Source organism: Sphingomonas sp. BRN-1R, from assembly GCF_057748035.1.
Map to the genome: position 1 here is coordinate 915251 of NZ_CM173236.1, position 19808 is coordinate 935058.

The window sequence follows — 19808 nt, forward strand, 5'->3', positions numbered from 1 at the left end:
GGCCATCCTGCCCGCGCGACGGTACGATGTTTATCTTGGGCTCGCGATTTGGGATCGCCTTGAATCCCGCCCATAAGATAAGCATCGTAGCGTCGTGACGGCACATGCCCGCTTACGGGTGTGTTAAGGGATGGACGGTACACAATGGGCAAATCGCGGAGAAACCCCATGTCGCATGTGAAGTCGTCTGTCGCACCTTTGCTGCCCCGTGTCGGCCTGTTCGGCGATGCCGGCACCGAATTGCGGCGCGCGTCGCGTGTGAAGACCGCGCCGAGTGGGGAACCGGGCGGTGCATGGCATTCGCTGCGTGGCAAGGTGCTGTACCCCGCGATCCTGACGGTGCTGGCGCTCGCCGCGCATCTGGTCAGCCGCAACACGGATGAGACGCGCTGAGGCGTTCACAATAGGTTCTGCGTCTCACGCGCGGGGGGGGGGTAAGGCGGAGGGCTAAGGTCCGCAGCGGTGTCTTCATTTCGTAACAGCTTGCGCCGATTGGGGGCGTAACGCTGCCACGAAAGCTCCGCTTGTGATCCTGCCGAACCGCCGCGACCTGCTCAAGTCCGCACTCGCCGCGCCGGCGATCCTGACCATGCCGACCCGCGCGCTTGGCGCCGGCGGCGTGGCGACGCCGTTCACGCTTGGCGTCGCCTCGGGCGAGCCGTGGCCCGATGGAATGGTGCTGTGGACCCGCCTCGCGCCGCAACCCTTGCAGGACGATGGCGGCATGCTGGCCGCGCCGGTCCGGGTAACGTGGCAGGTGGCAGAGGACGAGGGCTTCGCCCGCATCGTCCGCACCGGCACCGCGATCGCCGATCCTGCGGCGGCGCACAGCGTGCATGTCGAAGTGTCCGGCCTGAAGCCCGCACGCGCGTATTTCTACCGCTTCATCGCCGGCGGGCAGGCGAGCCCGGTCGGTCGCACCCGCACTGCCCCTGCGAAGGGCGCGGCGGTCGATCGTTTCCGCTTCTGCTTCGGCTCGTGCCAGCGCTACGACGCCGGCCACTATGCCGCGTGGCACCATGTCGCGGCGGACGATCCCGATCTGATCGTGTTCCTCGGCGATTACATCTACGAGAATGCGCCGACCAAAAGCGCGGTGCGCCAGCATCTCAATCCCGAACCGCGCGACGTCGCTGGCTATCGCATCCGCTACGCCACCTACAAACTCGATCCGCTGTTGCAGGCCGCGCATGCGGTCGCGCCGTGGATTTCGACATGGGACGATCACGAGGTCGCCAACGACTACGCCGGTGCGCTCGACGAGAAGAACGGCGATCCCGTCGCGTTCCTCGCGCGGCGCGCGGCGGCATATCAGGGCTATTGGGAGCATATGCCGCTGCGGTCGCGCGCGCATCCGCACGGCCCCGACGCCTTGCTGTACCATACGCTCGATTGGGGCGGACTCGCGCAGTTCCAGATCGTAGACGACCGGCAATATCGTGGGCCGCGTGCCTGTCAGCCGCCCGAACTGCTGCGCGATCATCTGCAATACCGGGTCGCGGTGCCGGACTGCGCCGATCGCGGCGATCGTGCGCGCTCGATGCTCGGCAGCAAGCAGCAGGCGTGGCTGATGGCGGCGCTCGGCAGTACGCACGCGCAGTGGAACCTGCTGACGCAGCAGACGCTGATGGCGCCGTTCGCGGTGATCGACCCCAAGCACTCGGAGGCTGGCGCGTCGCTCCACCCCGCCGATCGGTGGGAGGGCTATACCGCCGCGCGCGACGCGATCTTCCGCCGCTGGGGTGAGGCGCGCACGCCCAACCCGGTGGTGCTGAGCGGCGACATCCATGCCTTCACCGCCGCCGACATCCACCATCCCGACCGGCCCGACGGCGCGCCGGTGGCGGCGGAGTTCGTCGGTGGCTCGATCACCTCGACCGTCAACGATCCGCACTGGCGCGAGGAGGCGAAGCTCAACCCCGGCATCCGCTTCGCCGAATACGAGAAGCGCGGCTACGGCCGGGTCGATCTGACCGCAAAGGGGGCCGATGTGGCGTTCGTCGGCCTCGCCGATGCGACCGATATCGGCTCGGCCGCGGCGCCGATCGCGCGGTTCGCCGTGGAGTCCGGGCGGGCTGGCATCGCCTGAGCGTCAGGCGATCCGCAGTTTGCGCGCGAGTCCTTGCGCGAGCGACGCGATGATCGTGCGGTTGCGCGCGCTCGCCGCCGCAACGACCAGCACCACCGCATAGGACAGCAGCACCGCCAGCGCGAACTCGACCATCAGCGGCACCGGCATCCGGCCGCGGACGAGGTAGAGCGCTACCAGGGTGACATGCGTGCCGATGAAGGTCGGCAGCGCCATGCCGAGGAAGTCGCCGAGCCGCAGATGCCCCTTGCGGCACAGATAGGCCCATAAGAAGGGCGTCTTCACATACTCGGACACCGCATAGGCCCCCGCCACGCCGAGCGCGCCATAGGGCAGGCCGATCACGAAGGCGAGGATCGCCACCGCCGCCGTCACCAGCCCCCAGTTGAAGAACTCGGTGGTGCGCCCTTGCGACATGAACAGCCACCCAGCCGGATTGTTGAGCGACTGGATGATGCCGGCGAAGCCGAGCAACTGGAAAATCTCCGCCGATTTGATCCACTTCGCGCCGAGCAGGAAGGGGATCAACTCCTTCGAATAGACGATCATCATCGAGATGATCGGATTGACGCAGAAGATCATCGCGAACGCGGAGGTGAGGAAGAATGATCGATAGCGCGGCGGATCGTCGTTCATCCGCGACAGCGAGGGCAGCATGACACGGCCGAGCGGGTTGGCGATCTGCGAGATCGGGAACAGCAGCAGCTTGTAGGCGCGGTCGTAGGCGCCGAGTTCGTAGCTGTTCCAGAACTTGCCGATCAGGATGTTGTCGAGATTGCGCGCGAAATAATTGGCGAGGTTGAAGCCGGTGATCCCTGCGCCGAACTTGACGAGATGAAGATGCGCGCGCGGGAAATCGGGCCGGTCCGGCCGCCAGTGCGACGACCACCAATAGCCCGCCGTCACCACCAGCGCCTGCGCGAGCGTACCGAAATAGATCGCCCAGTAACTCCGCAGCGCCACCGCCGCGCCGATCGACACCGCGAGCCCGGCAATCGCCGATAGCCCCTCGCTCAGCGCGAGCCGGTGATATTCCATCCGCCGGTTGACCAGCGCCTGATGTTGCAGCCCGAGCCCCTGCACGAACACGATCGCGCCCATCGCCGCAACCAGTGGCCCAACCCGTGCGTCGCCGAAGAACAAGGCGACCAGCGGCGCGATCGCGACCAGCACGAGTCCAAGCCCGCCGCTGACGAACACGTTGATCCAGAACAGGAAATTGACGCTGTCGTGACTGATGGTCTTGTTCTGGATGGTCGCGTTGCTCAAACCCAGGTTCTGGAACAGCGCGATGAACGCGATCACCGGCGAACTCATCGCGACGACGCCGAAATCGCTCGGGCTGAGCAGGCGCGACATGACGATCACGCTGAGCATCTGCGTCGCGATGCGTACCCCTTGCGAGGCGCTGATGACGAGCACGCCGCGCACCGCCGAGCGGCCGACGACGTTCGGCTCGGGATCAAAGTTCATGGCCTTCTTGGGTCGTCCGACCGGCACAGCCACCGTCATAAATAGCGATACCAGAACTTTTGCAGATAGCGCGCGAATGCATCGGGCAGCAGATCGCGGAACGGGTTCGACAGCCGCAGCAGGTTGAACATCGGGCTCGACGCGCGGTGGTAGAAGGTCTCGTAAATCTGCCGGTCGGGCCGCCCGGTGCGCAGCGCCGACAGCGTATAGCCGAGCGTCTCGATGTCCGACACTTTCTTGAGCAGCGTCGCGATCTCGCCGTCATTGTGCGCCAGCAGCGCGGCGATCGTCTCCACCACGCAATGTTTGGCGCAGATCCGGGTGGTCGATGTCACCATGTTCACCGCGTCGCGATAGTAGATCGCGCTTGGCGTGGGATCGAAGGCGGCGGTGGTCTGCGCCATCGCGCGCAGCCACAGATCCTTGTCGCCGCCACGCCGGCAGCGGCCCTCGGGGAACAGCCCGGCGGATTGCAGCACCTCGCGCCGGAACGCGACCGCGCCGGTCCAGATCGGCGGATCCTTGTCCGCGATCCACGCGCGCAGGAACGCGGCGAAAGTCACCGTTCGGGGGCCATGCTCACCCAGCGACTTGGCGTATCCGCGCGTGCGAACCGCGCCGCTCGGATCGTGCATGTCGTAGCCGGTGAAGACGCAACCGGCCTCGCCATATCGGTCGATCAGCGCCTGTAGCGTGGCAATGTGCCCCGGCTGCCACGCATCGTCGGCATCAAGGAAGGCGATCCATTGGCTGGTCGCCTGCGCGATGCCGAGGTTGCGCGCCGCATAGCCGCCCGGTCCGGGCACGTCGCGCCGGTGGAAGCGCACGCGCGGATCCGCGACGCCCGCGACGCGCGCCGGGCCGTCGTCGCTCGAGCCGTCGTCGATGACGAGGATCTCGCGCACCGGCACCGTCTGATCGAGCGCGGAGCGGATCGCGCGGTCGATGTGCGGGCCCTTGTTGAACAGCGGGATGACGACACTGAACCCCGGTGCGAGCACCGACGCATCAGGCATGTTGCATGCCGATCAGGTTGGAGAGGCGTCGCTTGACCTTGCGCTTGAAGGTCGCGCCGCGCTGCTTGATCTCGGTCAGCGCGGAATCGCCGTAGAAGGTCATCGTATCGATGCACACGACCGACTTGCCCGACAGCCGCGCGATCTCGGGCGCTTGCCGGCGGTCGCTTTCGAGGAACAGGATGTGGTCGGTGAGGCTGCGATACACTTCGGCCTTGAAGCTCGCGTGGATGCCGCGCCGCCGCCTTTCGGCTGCGCTCGGCAGATCGACCATATGGAGCGCATCGTACCGCACGCCCGCGCGCGCCAGCCAGTCCTCGGTGGCGGCGCGGTATTTCTCCAGCCGCGAGGTGACGAGCGTCGAGATCGGCACGGTCGGGATGAACAGCGGCACCGCGCCGCTCAGGAAACGCTCGTAGCCGGGGCCGTCGTCATTCTCGACCTGGGTCGGATCGACGCACAGCACCCCGTCGATGTCGAAGCAGGTGCGCTTGAGATGATCGGAATGGTGCAGCATGTTCCATTCGAAGATGCGCGGCTTCGCGCACTGTTCGAGCACGAGGTCGACACCCTCATATCGCGGCGCGGTGCCATAGATCGCGCAGACGAACACCTTCAGGTCGGGCCGCTGTTCTGCGATCGTCGCCTTGAGCGTGCGGATCGTCTCGCCGCTGTCGATACTGTCGTCGACGATCAGCACGCTGCGCCACTTGGCGGGATCGCGCACCAGCCCCGGCTTGTCGCGCCGCGACCCCGGATCGAGCGCGCGCGAGGTGAACAGCCCGTCGAGATCGGTGATCATCGTGTTCTTGTACAGCGCGACCATCAGCGCGGGGACCATGCCGCTGCGCGGGATGCCGACCACCACGTCGATCTGCGCGGGCAGGGCGTGGATCATGCGCCGAATGGTGGCGGACATGTCGGCGAGACTACGGAAATACATCGGCGCGTTTCGCCCCCTGTAGGTGAGTCCGGTCATGCACGGCGCGGCGGTTTCGGCCGGCCCCCGTCGCCGGTCGAATGGTGTGCGCTGCACAATAGACGCGGCGACGCCCCGGCCAAAGCCGGATCGGAACCATTTTCGCGGTATCGGAACCCGAACGGGCGCCTCAATCCAGCGGCGGGCGTGTCACCGAATTGCGCCGGATCAGCGTCGAGCGGAACAGCGACGGCTCGGGTGCCGCCACGCCGCCGTCGTGGCCGGGCGCGCCGACGATCAGCTTCAGCGCGGCCGAGCGCGCCATCGTCGCGATCGGCCAGCGCACCGTCGTCAGCGGCGGCCACATATGCGCGGCGATCGGCGTATCGTCGAACCCGATCACCGACAGGTCGCGCGGCACGGTAAGCCCGCGCTGGCAGGCGGCGTGGATCACGCCTGCCGCCATCTCGTCGTTGCACGAGAAGATCGCGGTGGGGCGCGGCACCAGATCGAGCAGCCGCTCGGCTGCGACCAGCCCCGATTCGAAACGATAGTCGCCGTCCGCGATCATGCTGCGTGGCAAGGCGATGCCGGCCTCGCGCAGCGCATCCTCGAAGCCGAGCCGGCGTTCGCGCGCCGAGCGGAAGCCGTGCGGCCCCGCCACCAGCCCGATGCGGCGATGCCCCTCCGCGATCAGATAATCGGTCGCCGCGCGCACCGCCTCGCGATCGTTGGAGGCGACCATATGCTCATCGGCGTCGAGTTCGGCCGAGCCCATCCGCACGTAGCGGCAGCCGATTTCATCGCACAACCGCGCCACCGCATCGTTTTCGCTGATCGGCGGCATCAGCAGCACGCCGAACAGCCGCTGGCGTTCGAGGAAGTGGCGCAGATCCTCGATCATCGTCGGCGATCCGCGATCGAGCGGGCGCACCACCATTTCGAACTCGGTGTCGTGCAGCGCCTCGAGCATGCCCTGCTGCACGTTCATCACGGTCTGCGCATTGGGATTGCCGTGGACCAGCCCGATCAGGAAATTGCGCCGCAACGCCAGCGCGCGCGCCTGCGGATTGGGCACGTATGCGAGGCTTTCGATCACCGCCTCGACATGCTTGCGCGTCTTGTCGTTGAGCAATGGCGAGCGGTTGATGACGCGACTGACGGTCTTTTTCGACACGCCCGCGACACGCGCGACATCGTTGATCGTGGGCTGGCCGGTTCGCTCCATCACGCCTGCATAGCCACTGGTGCGGGCACGAACCAGCCTCCGCGCGCGTTCTTGTTCGTGACACCGGTTTCCGGTAAGGTGAAGGACATTATCAAGGTCGAAAGGGAAGCGGTGACGTCGGACTCGAATGCGGAATTGATTGCCCGGTCGTTCACCGATGCGCGCCGCGCCGGCGTCGCGCTGCCCGATTTTCCCGGTTCCATTCCCGGTACTTTGTCCGCCGCCTACGCCGTGCAGGACCGCGCGATCGCCTTGTCCGCCGGGCCGATCGCGGGGTGGAAGGTCGGCAAGATCAGCCCGCCGTTTGACGGGATCGATCGGCTCGCCGGGCCGATCTTCGCCGATTCCGTCGTAGCGGCGCGCGACGGGCTGACGATGCCGATCTTCGCCGACGGTTTCGGCGCGGCCGAGGCCGAGTTCCTCCTGCGCATCGGCACCGCGCCCGATCCGAGCAAAAAGCATTACACCACCGAGGAAGCGACGGCGTTGATCGACGCGGTGCACGTCGGCATCGAGATCGCCAGTTCGCCGTTCCCCGGCATCAACGATCACGGGCCAACCGTCACCGTGTCCGACTTCGGCAACAACAACGGCCTGATCGTCGGCGCGGCCGTGGAAGGCTGGCGCGATCTCGACCTTGATGCGTGGCCGGTCGAACTGCTCATCAACGACGCGCCGATCGGCGCCGCCACCACCGCGACGATGCTCGACGGGCCGTTCGGTGCGGTGCGCTTCCTGCTCGAGACGCTCGCCGCGCGCGGCATCGCGGTGGCGGCGGGGCAGTGGGTGTCGACCGGTGCGGTGACGGGCGTTCACCCGGTTGCTGTCGGGGACCGGGTCGTGGCGCGATTCGACGGACGGCTCGCGGTGGCGTGCGGAATCGTCGCGCGCTGAGCGGTCGGCGTCTCAGCGCGCCACCAGCAGAATATGGACGATCTCGCCGGGCGTGCCGTCCAGATGGCGATGTTCGAAGCGCAGCCGGTGCCGTCCATGCCGCGCGCAGACGACGGTGAAGGTCTCCACCCCGCCGACGCCGCACATCAGCGGTGGTGCGGGGTCGGATACATAGGCCGGCGCATCGGCGAGCGAGACGTGCCGGGGCAGCACCGCGTGCCAGCGATATGGTGTGGTGTGGTTCGCCTCGAGCGGGATCGCGTGCGGCACGCCGACCGCGACCTCGACCGCCTCGTCCTTTCGCCCGAACAGGAACGCGCGAACGTCCATCATCGCATATCTACGCCGGTTCGTCGGGGATGACGATCGCGGTGCCCGTCTTCACGCTGTCCAGTACTACCATGGTGCGGAACGTCTCGACCACCGGATTGTCCGCGAACAGCCGTCGCGACAGCGCTTCGTAGCGCGTCATGTCGGGCACGATCATCACCAGGATGAACCCGCCGCTGCCGGTGACGTAATAGCATTGCTGGATCTCCGGCGTCTCGCGGAACAGCGCCTTGACGGGTTCGACGATGCTGCTGCGGTCGTTCTGAAGATGTACCTGCACGACGAAGGTGATCGCCGCCTGCACCGCATCGGGCGCGAGGATCGCGACGTTGGCGGTGATGACGCCGCTCGCCTCCAGCGCGGTGATGCGGCGCTGGACGGCGGCGGGCGAGAGGTTGACGCGCTCGGCGATCGTCCGCTGCGGCGTGCGGTTGTCATGCTGGAGGATACGCAGGATCGCACGATCGAACCGATCGAACCGATCGAACCGATCGAGTCGCGAGCGGGAACGGGCGGAATCTCTCATCATCCTTCGCATCGTGAGGCAAAATTGCGCGAAAGGCGATGTTTTTGCGCACACCGCCCAGCCAAGCGAGGATATGTCTCGTCTCATGATCTCCAAAACGCTCGCACCGCCTCGTACCGCTCCGCTCGTCGGCATGGCCGCGGCGTTCGGTTCGCTGGTGTCGATGAACCTCGGCGCGGGGTTTGCCAAACACCTGTTCCCCGTCGTCGGCGCTTATGGCGTGACGGGGCTGCGCGTCACGCTCGCCGCCGCCGTGCTGATCGGGCTGCGGCGGCCGTGGCGGCGGCCGGTGGTGCGGTCGGTGCTGCCCGCGCTGATCGCATACGGCGCGACGCTCGGGCTGATGAACCTGCTGATCTATCAGGCCTTCGCGCGCATCCCGCTCGGGGTCGCAACGGGGATCGAGGTGATCGGTCCGCTCGTCATCGTGCTGTCGGGATCGCGGCGGCCGATCGATTTCCTGTGGCTGGCGGCCGCTGTCGCCGGGTTGCTGTTGCTGTTGCCGCTGCGCGTCGACAATCCGTTGGATCCGGTCGGGATGGCCTTCGCGGGCGGGGCGGCGGCATGCTGGGCGCTGTATATCGTGTTCGGCAAGCGGGTGTCGGTCACGCTCGGGCGCGACGCGGTGGCGTGGGGGATGCTGGTGTCCGCGACGTTCACGTTGCCAGTCGGGCTGACGACGTCGGGGGCTGCGATGCTCGCGCCGGGCGTGCTGCTCGCCGGCCTTGGTATCGCGCTGCTGTCGAGCGCCTTGCCCTATTCGCTGGAGATGGAGGCGATGCGACGGCTGCCCGCGCCGGTGTTCGGCATTCTTGTCAGCACGAGCCCCGCAATCGCGGCGCTCGCCGGCTTCGTCGTGCTGGGCGAGGTGCTGACGCCGGTGCAATGGGTGGCGATCCTGTGCATCATCGGCGCGGCGGCGGGAAGCACGATCGGCAGCACGCGCGCGCCGGTTTGATTCAGATCAGGAAAGCCGCTTTTCGGCGGTTTCGAAGGTGACGTCCGGAACGCGGCGGAGCGCAAGCCGTTGAGCGTGCGTGCTTTCGGCAAGGGTGCGCACATGCGCATCGGCCGTTGGCGGAACCATGCGAGGAAATGCCGATGCCCGACAGCACCACCCGCCGCGACATGCTGAAAGGGGCCGCCGTCGCCGGTGCCGGCCTCGCCGCCGCACCCGCGCTCGCGCAAGGGACCGCCCCCGCGCCGAACCCCACCAATCGCTTCCCGACCGAGCCGTTCGCCGAACAGAAGCAGCCATGGCCCGCGCTCCAGCGCAACATGCACCCGGTGCCCGATTGCGGCGAGACCAGCTATCGCGGCAGTGGACGGCTCGCGGGTCGCAAGGCGCTGGTGACGGGTGGCGATTCCGGCATCGGTCGCGCCGCCGTGATCGCCTTCGCGCGTGAGGGCGCCGACGTCGCGATCAATTATTATCCAAGCGAGGAGCCCGACGCGCAGGACGTCGCCAAGCTGCTGCGCGGCGAGGGCCGCAAGATCGTGCTGATCCCCGGCGATCTGACCGAAGTGGCGTTCTGCGACGCGCTGCCGGGCAAGGCGGCAAAGACGCTGGGCGGGCTCGACATCGTCGTGAACAATGCCGCGTACCAGCAGTCGAAAGCGTCGATCGACGAGATCAGCGCCGAGCAGTTCGACCGCACGCTCAAGACCAACCTCTACGCGCTGTTCCACATCAGCAAGGCCGCGATCCCGCTGATGAAGCCGGGCGCGTGCTTCATCAACACCGCGTCGGTCAATTCGGTCAGCCCCGAAAAGGAACTGCTCGATTACGCGACCACCAAGGGCGGCATCCTGATCTTCACCAAGGCGCTCGCCAAGCAGCTCGCGTCCAAGGGCATCCGCGTCAACGCGGTCGCGCCGGGGCCGATCTGGACGCCGCTTCAGGTCGCGGGAGGGCAGTTGCCGGGCGACATGCACAAGTTCGGGCAGGACACGCCGCTCGGCCGCGCGGGCCAGCCTGCCGAACTCGCATCGCTCTACGTCACGCTGGCGGACGGCAGCACCAGCTACACCTCGGGCAGCGTGTTCGGCGCGAACGGCGGCTCGGGCGTGGTGTGACGCGTCAGCCGCCGCGCGCGAAGGCGGCGGCGGCATCGACCTGTTCGGTCGTCGGCGTGACGCCGGTATAGAGCACGAGCTGTTCGAGCGCCTGAAGCACCGCCACCTCGGCGCCGGTGATGCGCCGCTTGTCCGCCGCCATCGCGGGCGGGAAGGCGAGCGCGTCGGCGTCGGCCCCGGTCATGCCCAGCGGGGTGACGTTGACGAGCAGCGGCGCACCCGCGCTGCCAAGCTCCGCCTGCCAGGTGAAGCCATAGTGCGCGGCGATGCTCCGGCCTGCCTCCGCGTTGCGCGCGACGATCGTGCCGGTGGTGAACCCTTCATCGCGCAGCGCCGCCGCCACCGCCTTGGCCATGCCGCCCGATCCGCGCAGCACGAACGGCGTGTCGGCGCGCACGCCGCTGCGGTCGAGCAGCGCACGCACCGCGCTGTAATCGGTGTTGTAGCCGGTCAGCCGGCCACCATCGTTTACGATGGTGTTGACGCTGTCGATCGCGGCGGCGGAGCCTTCCAGCCCGTCGAGCAGCGGGATCACCGCCTCCTTGAACGGCATCGACACCGCGCAGCCGCGAATGCCGAGTGCGCGGATGCCGGCGACCGCCCCGGGCAGATCCTGCGTGGTGAACGCCTTATAGACGTAATCGAGCCCGAGCAGTTCGTAGAGGCGGTTGTGGAAGCGCGAGCCGAACGTGCCCGGCCGCGCCGCCAGCGACATGCACAGTCTCGTGTCGCGCCCGATCGTCGATCTGGTCATGCATATTCCTTCGGCGCCATCGTCCGCGCAGATGCGCTCAGCCGCGCAGCCGGATCAACCCCTCCTGCGCGGAACTCGCGACCAGCCGGCCGTCGCGCGTGAAGATGCGCCCGCGCGCCAGGCCGCGCCCGCCGCCGGCCCAGGGCGAATCGATCGCGTAGAGCAGCCAGTCGTCGACCCGGCACGGGGCGTGCAGCCACACCGCGTGATCGAGGCTCGCGCTCTGCATGCCGGCTTGGAACAGCGCGACCGGGTGGGGCTGTACCGCAGCGCCGATCAGCCCGTAGTCGGACGCGTAGGCGAGCGCCGCGCGGTGCAGCGCGGGATCGTCGCCGATCGGTGCGGCCGCGCGGAACCACAGGTACAGCACCGGCGGTCGCACGACCGGACGCAGCCATGCCTCGGGATCGACCGGGCGCAACTCGATCGGTCGCCCTCTGCGCACCAGCGCGCGCAGCCGTTCGGAGGCTGGCTCCGGGCGGGCGGCGCGCAGCGCCACCTCGTTCGCCAGCCCTTCCGGGCCGGGCACGTCGGGCATCGAAGCCCGGTGATCGAGGCCGTCCTCCGGCGTCTGGAAGCTGGCGGTGAAGTTGAGGATCGGCACGCCCTTCTGCGTCGCCACGACGCGGCGATTGGCGAAGCTCCGCCCGTCGAAATCGCGCAGCACGCGGTAGATGATCGGGAAATCGTCGTCGCCGCCGCGCATGAAATAGGCGTGAAGCGAATGCGCGACCTTGGGCGCATCGGTCGAGCGCTGCGCGGCTTGCAGCGCCTGCGCGATCACCTGACCGCCGAACACGCGGCCGACTGCACCCGGCAGGCGGGGGCCACGGAACAGATCGGTGTCGATCTGCTCGATATCGAGCAAGGCGACCAGTTCGCGGGCGAGATCCTCGGGCGGGCGGCTGAGTTCGGTCATGCCGTAGCTTCAGTGACGGGCGCGCCAAGTCAAGCGCGCGCGTGCCGAAATCGGACGGACCCGGTGCCCGGTAATCTCCGGCGCGGGCGATCGGGTTCGTTAACGGTATTTTGCTAGGCTTGCGGCCTTCCGGCGCACGCACGGCTCTGGTTGCTGCGGCTCGGGCAGGCAAGGGGACACGCGATGGACATGGCGGTGAGCGGGAGCATGGCGGCGACGCAGGCGCGACGCGGCTGGATCGACACGGTCGCGACCGCGCGCTGGGTGGTGCCGGCGATCGTCGCGCTGGCGCTGGGCCTGCGGCTGCTGCTCGTACTGGCGATGCCGCAACAGCCGATCTCCGACGGGCTGTGGTACATGGACCGCGCGAGTGAGATCGCGCGCGGCATGGGTTTCCAGGAGGGTGGCCACCCGACCGCTTTCTATCCGGTGGGCTATCCCGCCGCGCTCGCCGTGAGCATGCTGGTGGCCGGGCCGGGGATGCTCGGGCCGATTGCGCTGAATCTGCTCGCGGTGGCGGCGATCCTCGCGCTGATGTTCCGCTTGGGCGTGATGCTTGGGCTTGATGCGCTTGGCCTCCGGATCGCCGCGTTGCTGTATGCGCTCTACCCCGCGCATATCGCCTATACGGGGCAGCCGTGCTCCGAGACGGTCGCGACCGCGCTGCTGATGGCGGCGTTCGTTGCGCTGATCGCGGGGCGTGCGCGCTGGTGGGGGCTGGCGGGGGCGGGGCTGCTGTTCGGCGCCGCCACGCTGATGCGCGCGCAGGCGATGCTGTTCCCGGTCGGCGCGCTGATCGCGATGGCGCTGTGCCTCAAGGATTTCGGCTGGCGCGGCGCTTTGCGCGCGATGCTGCCGGTGCATCTCGCGATCGCGGCGGTGGTGCTGCCGTGGAGCCTGCGCAACACGGCCGAACTGGGCAGCTTCGTGCCCGTTTCGACCAACGGCGGCATCGCCTTGTATTACGGCGCGAACGACCGCGCGACCGGCGACTGGTACGAATGGGAGCGCACGCCGATCTGGGACCAGACCGGCGTCGGCATTCCCTACCGCGAGCATCTCATCCGGCAGGTCGAGCTGGACCGGCGTTTCAAGGCGCTCGCTAAGGACTGGATCGCCCGCCATCCCGCGCGCTGGGTGGCGCTTGGTGTGCAGAAGATGCTGCTGCTGTGGCGCAAGGACGGGGACGGCCTGTGGGGAATCGACGCGAGCTATCCGCAGCTCGGCGCGGCGTTCACCGTCGCGCAGGCGGTCAACCAGCTTTATTACATGGGGCTGCTGCTGTTCGGGGTCGCCGCGCTCGTGATCGTGGCGCCCGCGCTGTGGCGTCGCGAGGACGCCCGCGCGCCGCTGCTGCTGCTCGCTTGCATGCCCGCGTTCGTGACGCTGACCGCGTTCGGGTTTACCGGGCAGGTGCGCTATCACTATCCGGCGATGCCGTTCGTCATCCTCCTCGCCGGCTGGTCGATCGCGCTGCTGGTACGGCGCGGGCGGGAGCGGCGCGTGTGAACGGACCCGAAGTGTCGACGGTATCCGCCCCGGCCGTCGCGGTCGGTCACTCCTCAGCGTGCCCGAGAGCGGACGCCGCCACTATCTTTGACTATCCAACGGCGCGTGGCGATGGCTGCGCCTGAAGCGCCGCGGCGATGGCGTCGCGGAACGGCTTGGGGCGGAAGTCCGCATCGAATGGGCAGGGGCGTTTCGCCAGGCCGTCGCTGCGCGGGCGGAAGGCGTTGAGCCAGCTATAGCGGTCGCTCAGGCCCCAGCACATCACCGTGCGGCACTGCCGGTAGGACAGCATGAGATCGAGATAGGCGCGCACATGCGCCGCCACCGCCGCGTCGCGCTGCGCGATCGGCCCCGGCAGGGGATTGTCGTGCACGTCCATCTCGGTGACGAGCAGGTCGAGCCCCATGCCGGTCACGTCGTCGAGGAACTGCCGCCACGCGCGCTCGTCGAGGTTGCCGAGCCCCGTCGGCGCTTCGCTGTATTTGCTGCCGAGATGGCTCTGCACGCCCAGCGCGTCGACCGGCGTACCGCGCTTCTTCATACCTTCGAGCAGACGCAGGACCGCCGCGCGGTGCTTGCCGCCGTCGGCGGTCCAGCTCATGAAGTCGTTATAGACGAGCTGCGCGTGCGGAGCGGCCTCGCGCGCGGTGTGGAAAGCAAGGTCGAGCGTCGCTTCCGCGCCGCCGAGCGGGCGCGACAGCGCGGTCTCACGCAGCAGGCCGGTGTCGGGATCGACAGCCTCGTTCACCACGTCGAAGCTGTCCACCACCGGCGCGTAGCGGCCGGCGACGGTGCGGACATGCTCGGCGAGCAGGCGTTCGGCCTCAGCGCGTGGCCGGGAACCGAAATCATGCTCGATCAGCCATTTCGGGAACCAGCGCTCGTAATGCCACAGCAGCGTGTGCCCACGTACGCCGAGGCCGTTCGCCTTCGCCCAGCCGACGATCGCGTCGGCGGCGCGGAAGTCGAAGGTCTTGGCGTCGGGCCGCGTCGCGACCCACTTCATCTCGCTTTCGGGCACGATCAGCCCGCATTCGGCCGCGTTGAGCGCGCGGTAGGCCGGGTCGGCGAAATTGGCGCCACCCATCGTACTGCCGAACCGTCGCCCGCCGGCGCGCGCGACTTCGCGCAGCGACGGTGGCGGCGTTGCGGCCGGTAGCGAAGCGGAGGCGGCAACCGCGACGCCCGCGGCGAGGAGATCGCGGCGGCGCATCACAGCGTCTCGCTGAGCGGGCCGGCGGCAATGCGGTCACGCACCCCGCGTGACGCCGCCACCGAAAGATCGCTGACGCGGGCCAGAGCGATCAACGGGCTGCGCGGGCCACGTACGCCGAGGAAGCTTGCCCCGCGCACGTCCTCCAGGCGGAAGGCGGGGCGCGGGTCGGGCGCTGCCGTCGCGATCTCGACATTGCTGAACCGCACGCCGCGTGCGTGGCGGACGAAGAAACCGGACGCGGGCAGATCGCCGAACATCGTCGCCTCCGGGTAGCCGAGTTCGTTCTCGGGCGGCACGACGCTCGCCATCGCCGCCGGCGCGCCGCCGACCTGCTCGAAATGGCAATCGCTGATCTGGACGTCTTCGATCGGATGATCGGGCAGCCCGGCGATCACCGAAGGCAGCAGCGTCGCACCCGAACTCGACACGTTCTGGATCAGCACGCGCCGAAGCGTGCCGATCGCCGCACCCGCCGGCCCACGCATCCGCTTGCCGAGGCGGAGGAACAACGGCCCGTCGATTGTGCCGCGCATCGCGATGTTGCTGATCGTCACGTCCTCGATCACCGCACCGTCGACCGTTTCCAGTGCGATGCCACGGCTGTCCTCGATCACGCAGTTGCTGATCGTGATGTTGCGGAAGCCGCCGTTGCTTTCGGTGCCGCATTTGATGCGGCCGTGGATCGTCTTCGCGAAATCGGCCGGCATCTTCTTCCAGCTGCCGTCGATCACCGAGCCGACCTGATAATTGCCGGTCACGTAGCAGTTGGTGATCGTCACATTCTCCGTCATTCGCGCGTAGCCGAGCGCGAAGCTCGATTTGGGGCAGATGCCGTCGTCATAGGGCGAGTTGACCGTGCAATTGCTGATCCGCACGTTGCGGCAGCAGTCGATGTCCATGCCGTCGCGGTTGGTGTCGATCGTGAGGTTGTCGATCGTGAGATTGTCGACCCCGGTGGCGAGGATGCCGAACCAGCCGCCTTCGAGCAGCTTGAAGTCGCGCAGCAGCACGCCGTGGCAGTTCTTGAGCGCAATCGCCTTGTTGCCGGTGCCGGGGCCGTTCGCGTCCTTGAGCCAGCCGTCCTTGCCGTCGCCGCGCCCGAGGCCCTTGCCCCAGATCAGCCCGCCGCCGACGATGGCGATATCGTGCAGTCCTTCGCCCCAGATCAGGCTGTTGCGCCAGTGGCCGTGGCCGAAATCCTGAAAATGTTCGAAGGCTGGGTCGATCGGCTCGGCGACGTCATAGCCGTTGCTGCCCTGTGGCGTGGCGGCGAGGATCGTCGCGCCGGGATCGAGGTGGAGCGTCACCGCGCTCATCAGCCGGATCGTATAGCTGGCATAGGTGCCCGCCGGGAAATGCACGGTGCCGCCGCCGCGTGCCGCTGCCGCCGCAATCGCGCGGTTGATCGCGGGGGTGTCGATGCTGCGCCCGTCGCCGCGCGCGCCGAAGGTCCGCACGTCGAGCCAGCCTGCATCCGCCGCGAACGCGTGTGTGGGAAGGAGTGTGGCCAGCGCCGCCGCGCCGCCGGACAGGAGAAGGTCGCGTCGCTTCATGGGCAGGCTCCGCAAAAAGGTCCGGCCGGCATGATGCCGGCCGGAGAGGAGGGAAGCGATCAGAATTTGGCGGTGATGCCGAAGAAGAACTCCGTCCCCATCACGTCGTAGGTCGCCGAGAAGGTGTTGGCGCTCGGCCCCTGCGTGGTGATCGGCGGGTTGAGGTTGAAGATGTTGTTGGCGCCGCCGAACAGCTGGAAGCTCTTGGCCACGTCATAGTTGAACGACAGATCGAAATAGTTGCGCGACGGCAGCTTGGGATAAGCGATCGTGCTGAGCGCGGGCGTCGCCGCCGAACCCTGACGCAGCGGCACCAGATAGCGGTCGGTCGTGACCGGGCCGATATAGCGGTGGCGCAGCGACAGGCCGAGCGGGCCGGTCGTCCACGTCACGCGGCTGGTGCCGCGCCAGATCGGCAGCGGCTGGCCGCAGGTCGGGCCGAACGATCCCTCGCAATGGTTCTGGATGCTCGGGATCGCCGCGACCGGCACCGACGTGAAGTCGTTCAGCCACGTGAAGCTGCTGCTGATATCGAACGTGCTGGTCTCACCCAGACCCGGAAAGCCGAAATCGCTGGTGAAGCGGTAGCGCGCCGCGAAGTCGATGCCCGAGGTCTTGAGCGATCCGGTGTTGGCGTTGAGGATCTTCGCCACATAGGGATCGTTGATTTCTCCGGTCGTCGGATTGCGGTTGATCGCCTGGCAATAGGGGCTGCTCGCGTCCTGAATCACATTGTAGCACAGGCTCAGCGTGTTCTGGAGGCCGCCGCCGAGCGACGAAATGGCGCCGTCTAGCTTGATGTCGAAATAATCGACGCTGAAGAACAGCCGTGGCGCGAAGGCCGGCGTGAACACCACACCGGCGGTGTACGTATCCGACTTCTCGGCAGAGAGGTTCGGGTTGCCGCCGAAATCGGCCGGGATGATCGTGTTGGGCTGGACGGCGGCGGTGAACACGTTCGCCGCCGGTACGCCGGTCGCCACGCAGACCGCGCGCGCGGCGGCGGTCTGGAGCACCGCCGCGACACGGCTGGAGCACGGATCGGTCGCCACGCCGGTCACGCGGTTCACGCCGCCGTACAGTTCCGAGACGTTGGGCGCGCGGATGGCGCGCTGGTACTGGCCACGGAAAGCGACGCTCTTGTTGACGCGCCAGTCGAGCCCGCCGAGATAGGTCCAGTTGCCGCCGATGCCCTTCAGATCATAGTCCGAATAGCGGAACGCCGCATTGGCGGTGAGGTCGTCGATGAACGGCGTGTCGTGGATCAGCGGCACGCGGATTTCGCCGAAGCCTTCCTTCACGCCCACACCGCCCTTGGTCGGCAGGCCGGGGTTGAAGCCGGCGACATCGCCCGAGGCGAGGAAGCTGTCGGGCGAGAAGGTCGCGTCGGTCTGGCGCCATTCGAACCCGGCGGAGAAGCCGACCTTACCCGCCGGCAGCGCGAACAGATTGCCGGTCAGGCTGCCCTGAGCGACCTGCTGCGTGGCGACCGTGGTGTTGGTCGCGCTGATGCGGATCGCGGCGGCGCAAGCGTCGGTGATGCGTGCGCCGAAGATGTCGCACACCGGCGCGGCGCCGTTCTGCGACAGCACCGCCGCCTGCACGCGGCTGCGCGACAGCGCGTTCTGGAGCAGCAGCGTGTCCTCGCTGTGCGAGTAGGTGTAATAAACGTCGTACTTCAGATCGGTGAGGAAGCTGTCGCTGACATCGCCGAGATTGCCGCGGAAGCCCCATGCGCCCCGGAACACGTTGCGCCGCTCGCTGGCCAGACGCGGACCGACCTCGACGTAACGGCGACCAGCGATGATCGACGCAAGGCCGTCGTTCGGGCGGTTGGTGTAGCTGGCGGTGCCGGCGGACACGGTGGTCGGGCCGGTCTCTGACTGGTCGAGCACGCGCAACACGTTCTGGAGCGCGGGCGAGAGATACGGATTGTTGACGTTGAACAGCGTCGCCGAACCGATGTTGGTCGGCGCGAGGCGTGCGTTCACCTCGTTGTGGCTATAGTGCAGCTCCATATAGCCGGTGATGTGATCGTTGAAATCATAATGGCCGAAGCTGTTGATCATCCAGCGCTTCTGCGGCTGGATCAGGTAGTTGTCGGGGCCGAGGTTGAAATCGTCCTGCGGGGTGAGCGCAGGGCGCGCGGTGGTGCCGCCGCTGTCGAACGTGAACCCGCGCGACGACAGGCCCGACAGACCGGCGGCGGCGTAGGCGGCGTTGAGCGCGGTGTTCGATCCGCCCGCCGCCGGAATCCCGGAGAAGCGGCCGTTGGGAATGTCGCCCGAACCGCTGGCGATGAAGCCGAGCTGACCCCCGCCGGCGGTGCAGCTCTGTCCACCGGTCGGAGTGAACGGTGTGCCGGGCCGGGTGGCGCTACCCGAGCCGGGAACGACGCAGCCGTCGGCGAGGCTCAGATAGGCGAAGCTGCCGCGCTCGCCGCGCGTGATCGAACCGCGGTTGAGGTAATTGCCCGACACGACGAGATTGCCGCGCCCTTCGGCGAAGTTGCCGCCCATCGTCAGATCGAAATTGTAGGTCGGCGTGCCGGTCGGCCGGTCGACGTTGACCTGCGCGCGGCCTTCGACGCCCGAGAAGTCGTCCCGCATTATGAAGTTGATGACGCCGGTGATCGCGTCCGAACCATACACCGCCGAACTGCCGCCGGTGACGATCTCGGTCCGCGCGATCAGCGAGGAGGGGATGGTGTTGAGATCGGTGACCTGCTCCGGCCCGAAAATCGCGAAGCGGCGACCGTTGACGAGCACGAGATTGCGCGTCGAACCGAAGCCGCGCAGGTTCACGTCGGCATAGCCGCCCGGCACCGTGTTCGAGGTCGCGCCGCCAAGCTGCGAGGCGACGACCTGCGGCACCTGCTCCAGCGTGCGGTCGATGTTGACGTTGCCCGAGAGTTTGATGTCTTCCTGGCTGAAGACGTTGACTGGCGTCGAGGCATCGAAGCCGGTGCGGGCGATGCGTGATCCGGTGACGACCACATCGGGCGCGGCAGCTTCGGCAGCGGGCGCAGCGTCGGTGGTCGCGGGGGCGACGCCCGGGGGCGCGGCCTCGGTGGCGGGAGCGGGCTGCTGCGTGGTTTGCGCGGCTGCGGGGAGCGCCAGCGATAGCGCTAGCACGGCGAGCGGCGCACTGCTCATCAGTCGAGCGCGTACCATCTTCAATTCGATCATAAACATCCTCCCTGTTTTACCCCTGCGGCGTTTTTTTACCCGGTTTGCGGCGTTCAGCGCCGTCTGCTCTTGGTCAGTTCTGAGTTAGCGCTATCATTTGCCAGCGCTGGCAGAACTC

17 protein-coding genes are annotated in these 19808 nt (G+C 67.7%); 6 read left to right on the top strand and 11 right to left on the bottom strand.

Annotation, left to right across the window (positions count from 1 at the left end; translation table 11 throughout):
• The first annotated feature begins 168 nt into the window (after nucleotides 1-168).
• Both AC3ANX_RS04130 and AC3ANX_RS04135 read left to right on the top strand, forming a co-directional pair.
• The gene (locus tag AC3ANX_RS04130) at nucleotides 169-393 is read left to right on the top strand and encodes a hypothetical protein (RefSeq protein ID WP_488335767.1); all 225 of its coding nucleotides are present in this window, start codon (nucleotides 169-171) and stop codon (nucleotides 391-393) included.
• A 133-nt stretch (nucleotides 394-526) separates the two neighbouring features.
• Nucleotides 527-2089: an alkaline phosphatase D family protein gene (locus tag AC3ANX_RS04135; RefSeq protein ID WP_488335768.1), complete on the top strand. Its 1563-nt coding sequence runs from the start codon at nucleotides 527-529 to the stop codon at nucleotides 2087-2089.
• 3 nt (nucleotides 2090-2092) lie between these two features.
• On the opposite strand, the gene AC3ANX_RS04140 is transcribed toward AC3ANX_RS04135, so the two are convergent.
• The 4 genes from AC3ANX_RS04140 to AC3ANX_RS04155 all read right to left on the bottom strand — a co-directional run bounded on the left by AC3ANX_RS04140 (nucleotide 2093) and on the right by AC3ANX_RS04155 (nucleotide 6725).
• On the bottom strand, nucleotides 2093-3562 hold the full coding sequence (locus AC3ANX_RS04140; protein ID WP_488335769.1) for a lipopolysaccharide biosynthesis protein: 1470 nt from the start codon (nucleotides 3560-3562) through the stop codon (nucleotides 2093-2095).
• 35 nt (nucleotides 3563-3597) lie between these two features.
• Nucleotides 3598-4578 (bottom strand): glycosyltransferase family 2 protein, encoded by a 981-nt coding sequence (locus AC3ANX_RS04145; protein WP_488335770.1) that lies wholly within the window; start codon nucleotides 4576-4578, stop codon nucleotides 3598-3600.
• Nucleotides 4571-5521: a phosphoribosyltransferase gene (locus tag AC3ANX_RS04150; protein ID WP_488335771.1), complete on the bottom strand. Its 951-nt coding sequence runs from the start codon at nucleotides 5519-5521 to the stop codon at nucleotides 4571-4573. Before AC3ANX_RS04150 ends, AC3ANX_RS04145 begins: the two co-directional genes overlap by 8 nt.
• 166 nt (nucleotides 5522-5687) lie before the next feature.
• Nucleotides 5688-6725, bottom strand: a complete 1038-nt coding sequence (locus AC3ANX_RS04155) for a LacI family DNA-binding transcriptional regulator (RefSeq protein WP_488335772.1) — start codon at nucleotides 6723-6725, stop codon at nucleotides 5688-5690.
• Between the two features lie 111 nt (nucleotides 6726-6836).
• Between AC3ANX_RS04155 and AC3ANX_RS04160 the strand changes: the two genes are divergently transcribed.
• Nucleotides 6837-7619: a 2-keto-4-pentenoate hydratase gene (locus tag AC3ANX_RS04160; protein WP_488336877.1), complete on the top strand. Its 783-nt coding sequence runs from the start codon at nucleotides 6837-6839 to the stop codon at nucleotides 7617-7619.
• 12 nt (nucleotides 7620-7631) lie between these two features.
• Here the strand turns inward: AC3ANX_RS04160 and AC3ANX_RS04165 are convergent, their stop codons facing one another.
• Nucleotides 7632-7952, bottom strand: coding sequence for a protease inhibitor I42 family protein (locus AC3ANX_RS04165; RefSeq protein ID WP_488335773.1), 321 nt, complete (start codon nucleotides 7950-7952; stop codon nucleotides 7632-7634).
• A gap of 7 nt (nucleotides 7953-7959) precedes the next feature.
• Entirely contained in the window at nucleotides 7960-8478 is a 519-nt protein-coding gene (locus tag AC3ANX_RS04170; RefSeq protein WP_488335774.1) for an Lrp/AsnC family transcriptional regulator, read from the bottom strand.
• Between the two features lie 82 nt (nucleotides 8479-8560).
• On the opposite strand from AC3ANX_RS04170, the gene AC3ANX_RS04175 reads away from it, so the two are divergent.
• Entirely contained in the window at nucleotides 8561-9433 is an 873-nt protein-coding gene (locus tag AC3ANX_RS04175) for an EamA family transporter (RefSeq protein WP_488335775.1), read from the top strand.
• A 143-nt stretch (nucleotides 9434-9576) separates the two neighbouring features.
• Nucleotides 9577-10551 (top strand): SDR family oxidoreductase, encoded by a 975-nt coding sequence (locus AC3ANX_RS04180; RefSeq protein WP_488335776.1) that lies wholly within the window; start codon nucleotides 9577-9579, stop codon nucleotides 10549-10551.
• Between the two features lie 4 nt (nucleotides 10552-10555).
• Here the strand turns inward: AC3ANX_RS04180 and AC3ANX_RS04185 are convergent, their stop codons facing one another.
• Together AC3ANX_RS04185 and AC3ANX_RS04190 are read right to left on the bottom strand one after the other, a co-directional pair.
• Nucleotides 10556-11305 carry a shikimate 5-dehydrogenase gene (locus AC3ANX_RS04185; protein WP_488335777.1) on the bottom strand — a complete coding sequence of 250 codons (750 nt, stop codon included), beginning with the start codon at nucleotides 11303-11305 and terminating at the stop codon, nucleotides 10556-10558.
• A gap of 37 nt (nucleotides 11306-11342) precedes the next feature.
• On the bottom strand, nucleotides 11343-12224 hold the full coding sequence (locus AC3ANX_RS04190) for an acyl-CoA thioesterase (protein WP_488335778.1): 882 nt from the start codon (nucleotides 12222-12224) through the stop codon (nucleotides 11343-11345).
• A 183-nt stretch (nucleotides 12225-12407) separates the two neighbouring features.
• On the opposite strand from AC3ANX_RS04190, the gene AC3ANX_RS04195 reads away from it, so the two are divergent.
• Nucleotides 12408-13733 (top strand): hypothetical protein, encoded by a 1326-nt coding sequence (locus AC3ANX_RS04195; RefSeq protein WP_488335779.1) that lies wholly within the window; start codon nucleotides 12408-12410, stop codon nucleotides 13731-13733.
• A 91-nt stretch (nucleotides 13734-13824) separates the two neighbouring features.
• On the opposite strand, the gene AC3ANX_RS04200 is transcribed toward AC3ANX_RS04195, so the two are convergent.
• The 3 genes from AC3ANX_RS04200 to AC3ANX_RS04210 are packed head-to-tail and all read right to left on the bottom strand — an operon-like array spanning nucleotide 13825 to nucleotide 19690.
• Nucleotides 13825-14946 (bottom strand): endo-1,4-beta-xylanase, encoded by a 1122-nt coding sequence (locus tag AC3ANX_RS04200; RefSeq protein WP_488335780.1) that lies wholly within the window; start codon nucleotides 14944-14946, stop codon nucleotides 13825-13827.
• Complete coding sequence (locus AC3ANX_RS04205; protein ID WP_488335781.1) at nucleotides 14946-16502, bottom strand: rhamnogalacturonidase; 1557 nt, start codon at nucleotides 16500-16502, stop codon at nucleotides 14946-14948. Before AC3ANX_RS04205 ends, AC3ANX_RS04200 begins: the two co-directional genes overlap by 1 nt.
• Nucleotides 16503-16561: 59 nt before the next feature.
• Nucleotides 16562-19690 (bottom strand): TonB-dependent receptor domain-containing protein, encoded by a 3129-nt coding sequence (locus AC3ANX_RS04210; RefSeq protein ID WP_488335782.1) that lies wholly within the window; start codon nucleotides 19688-19690, stop codon nucleotides 16562-16564.
• Nucleotides 19691-19808: the final 118 nt, after the last annotated feature.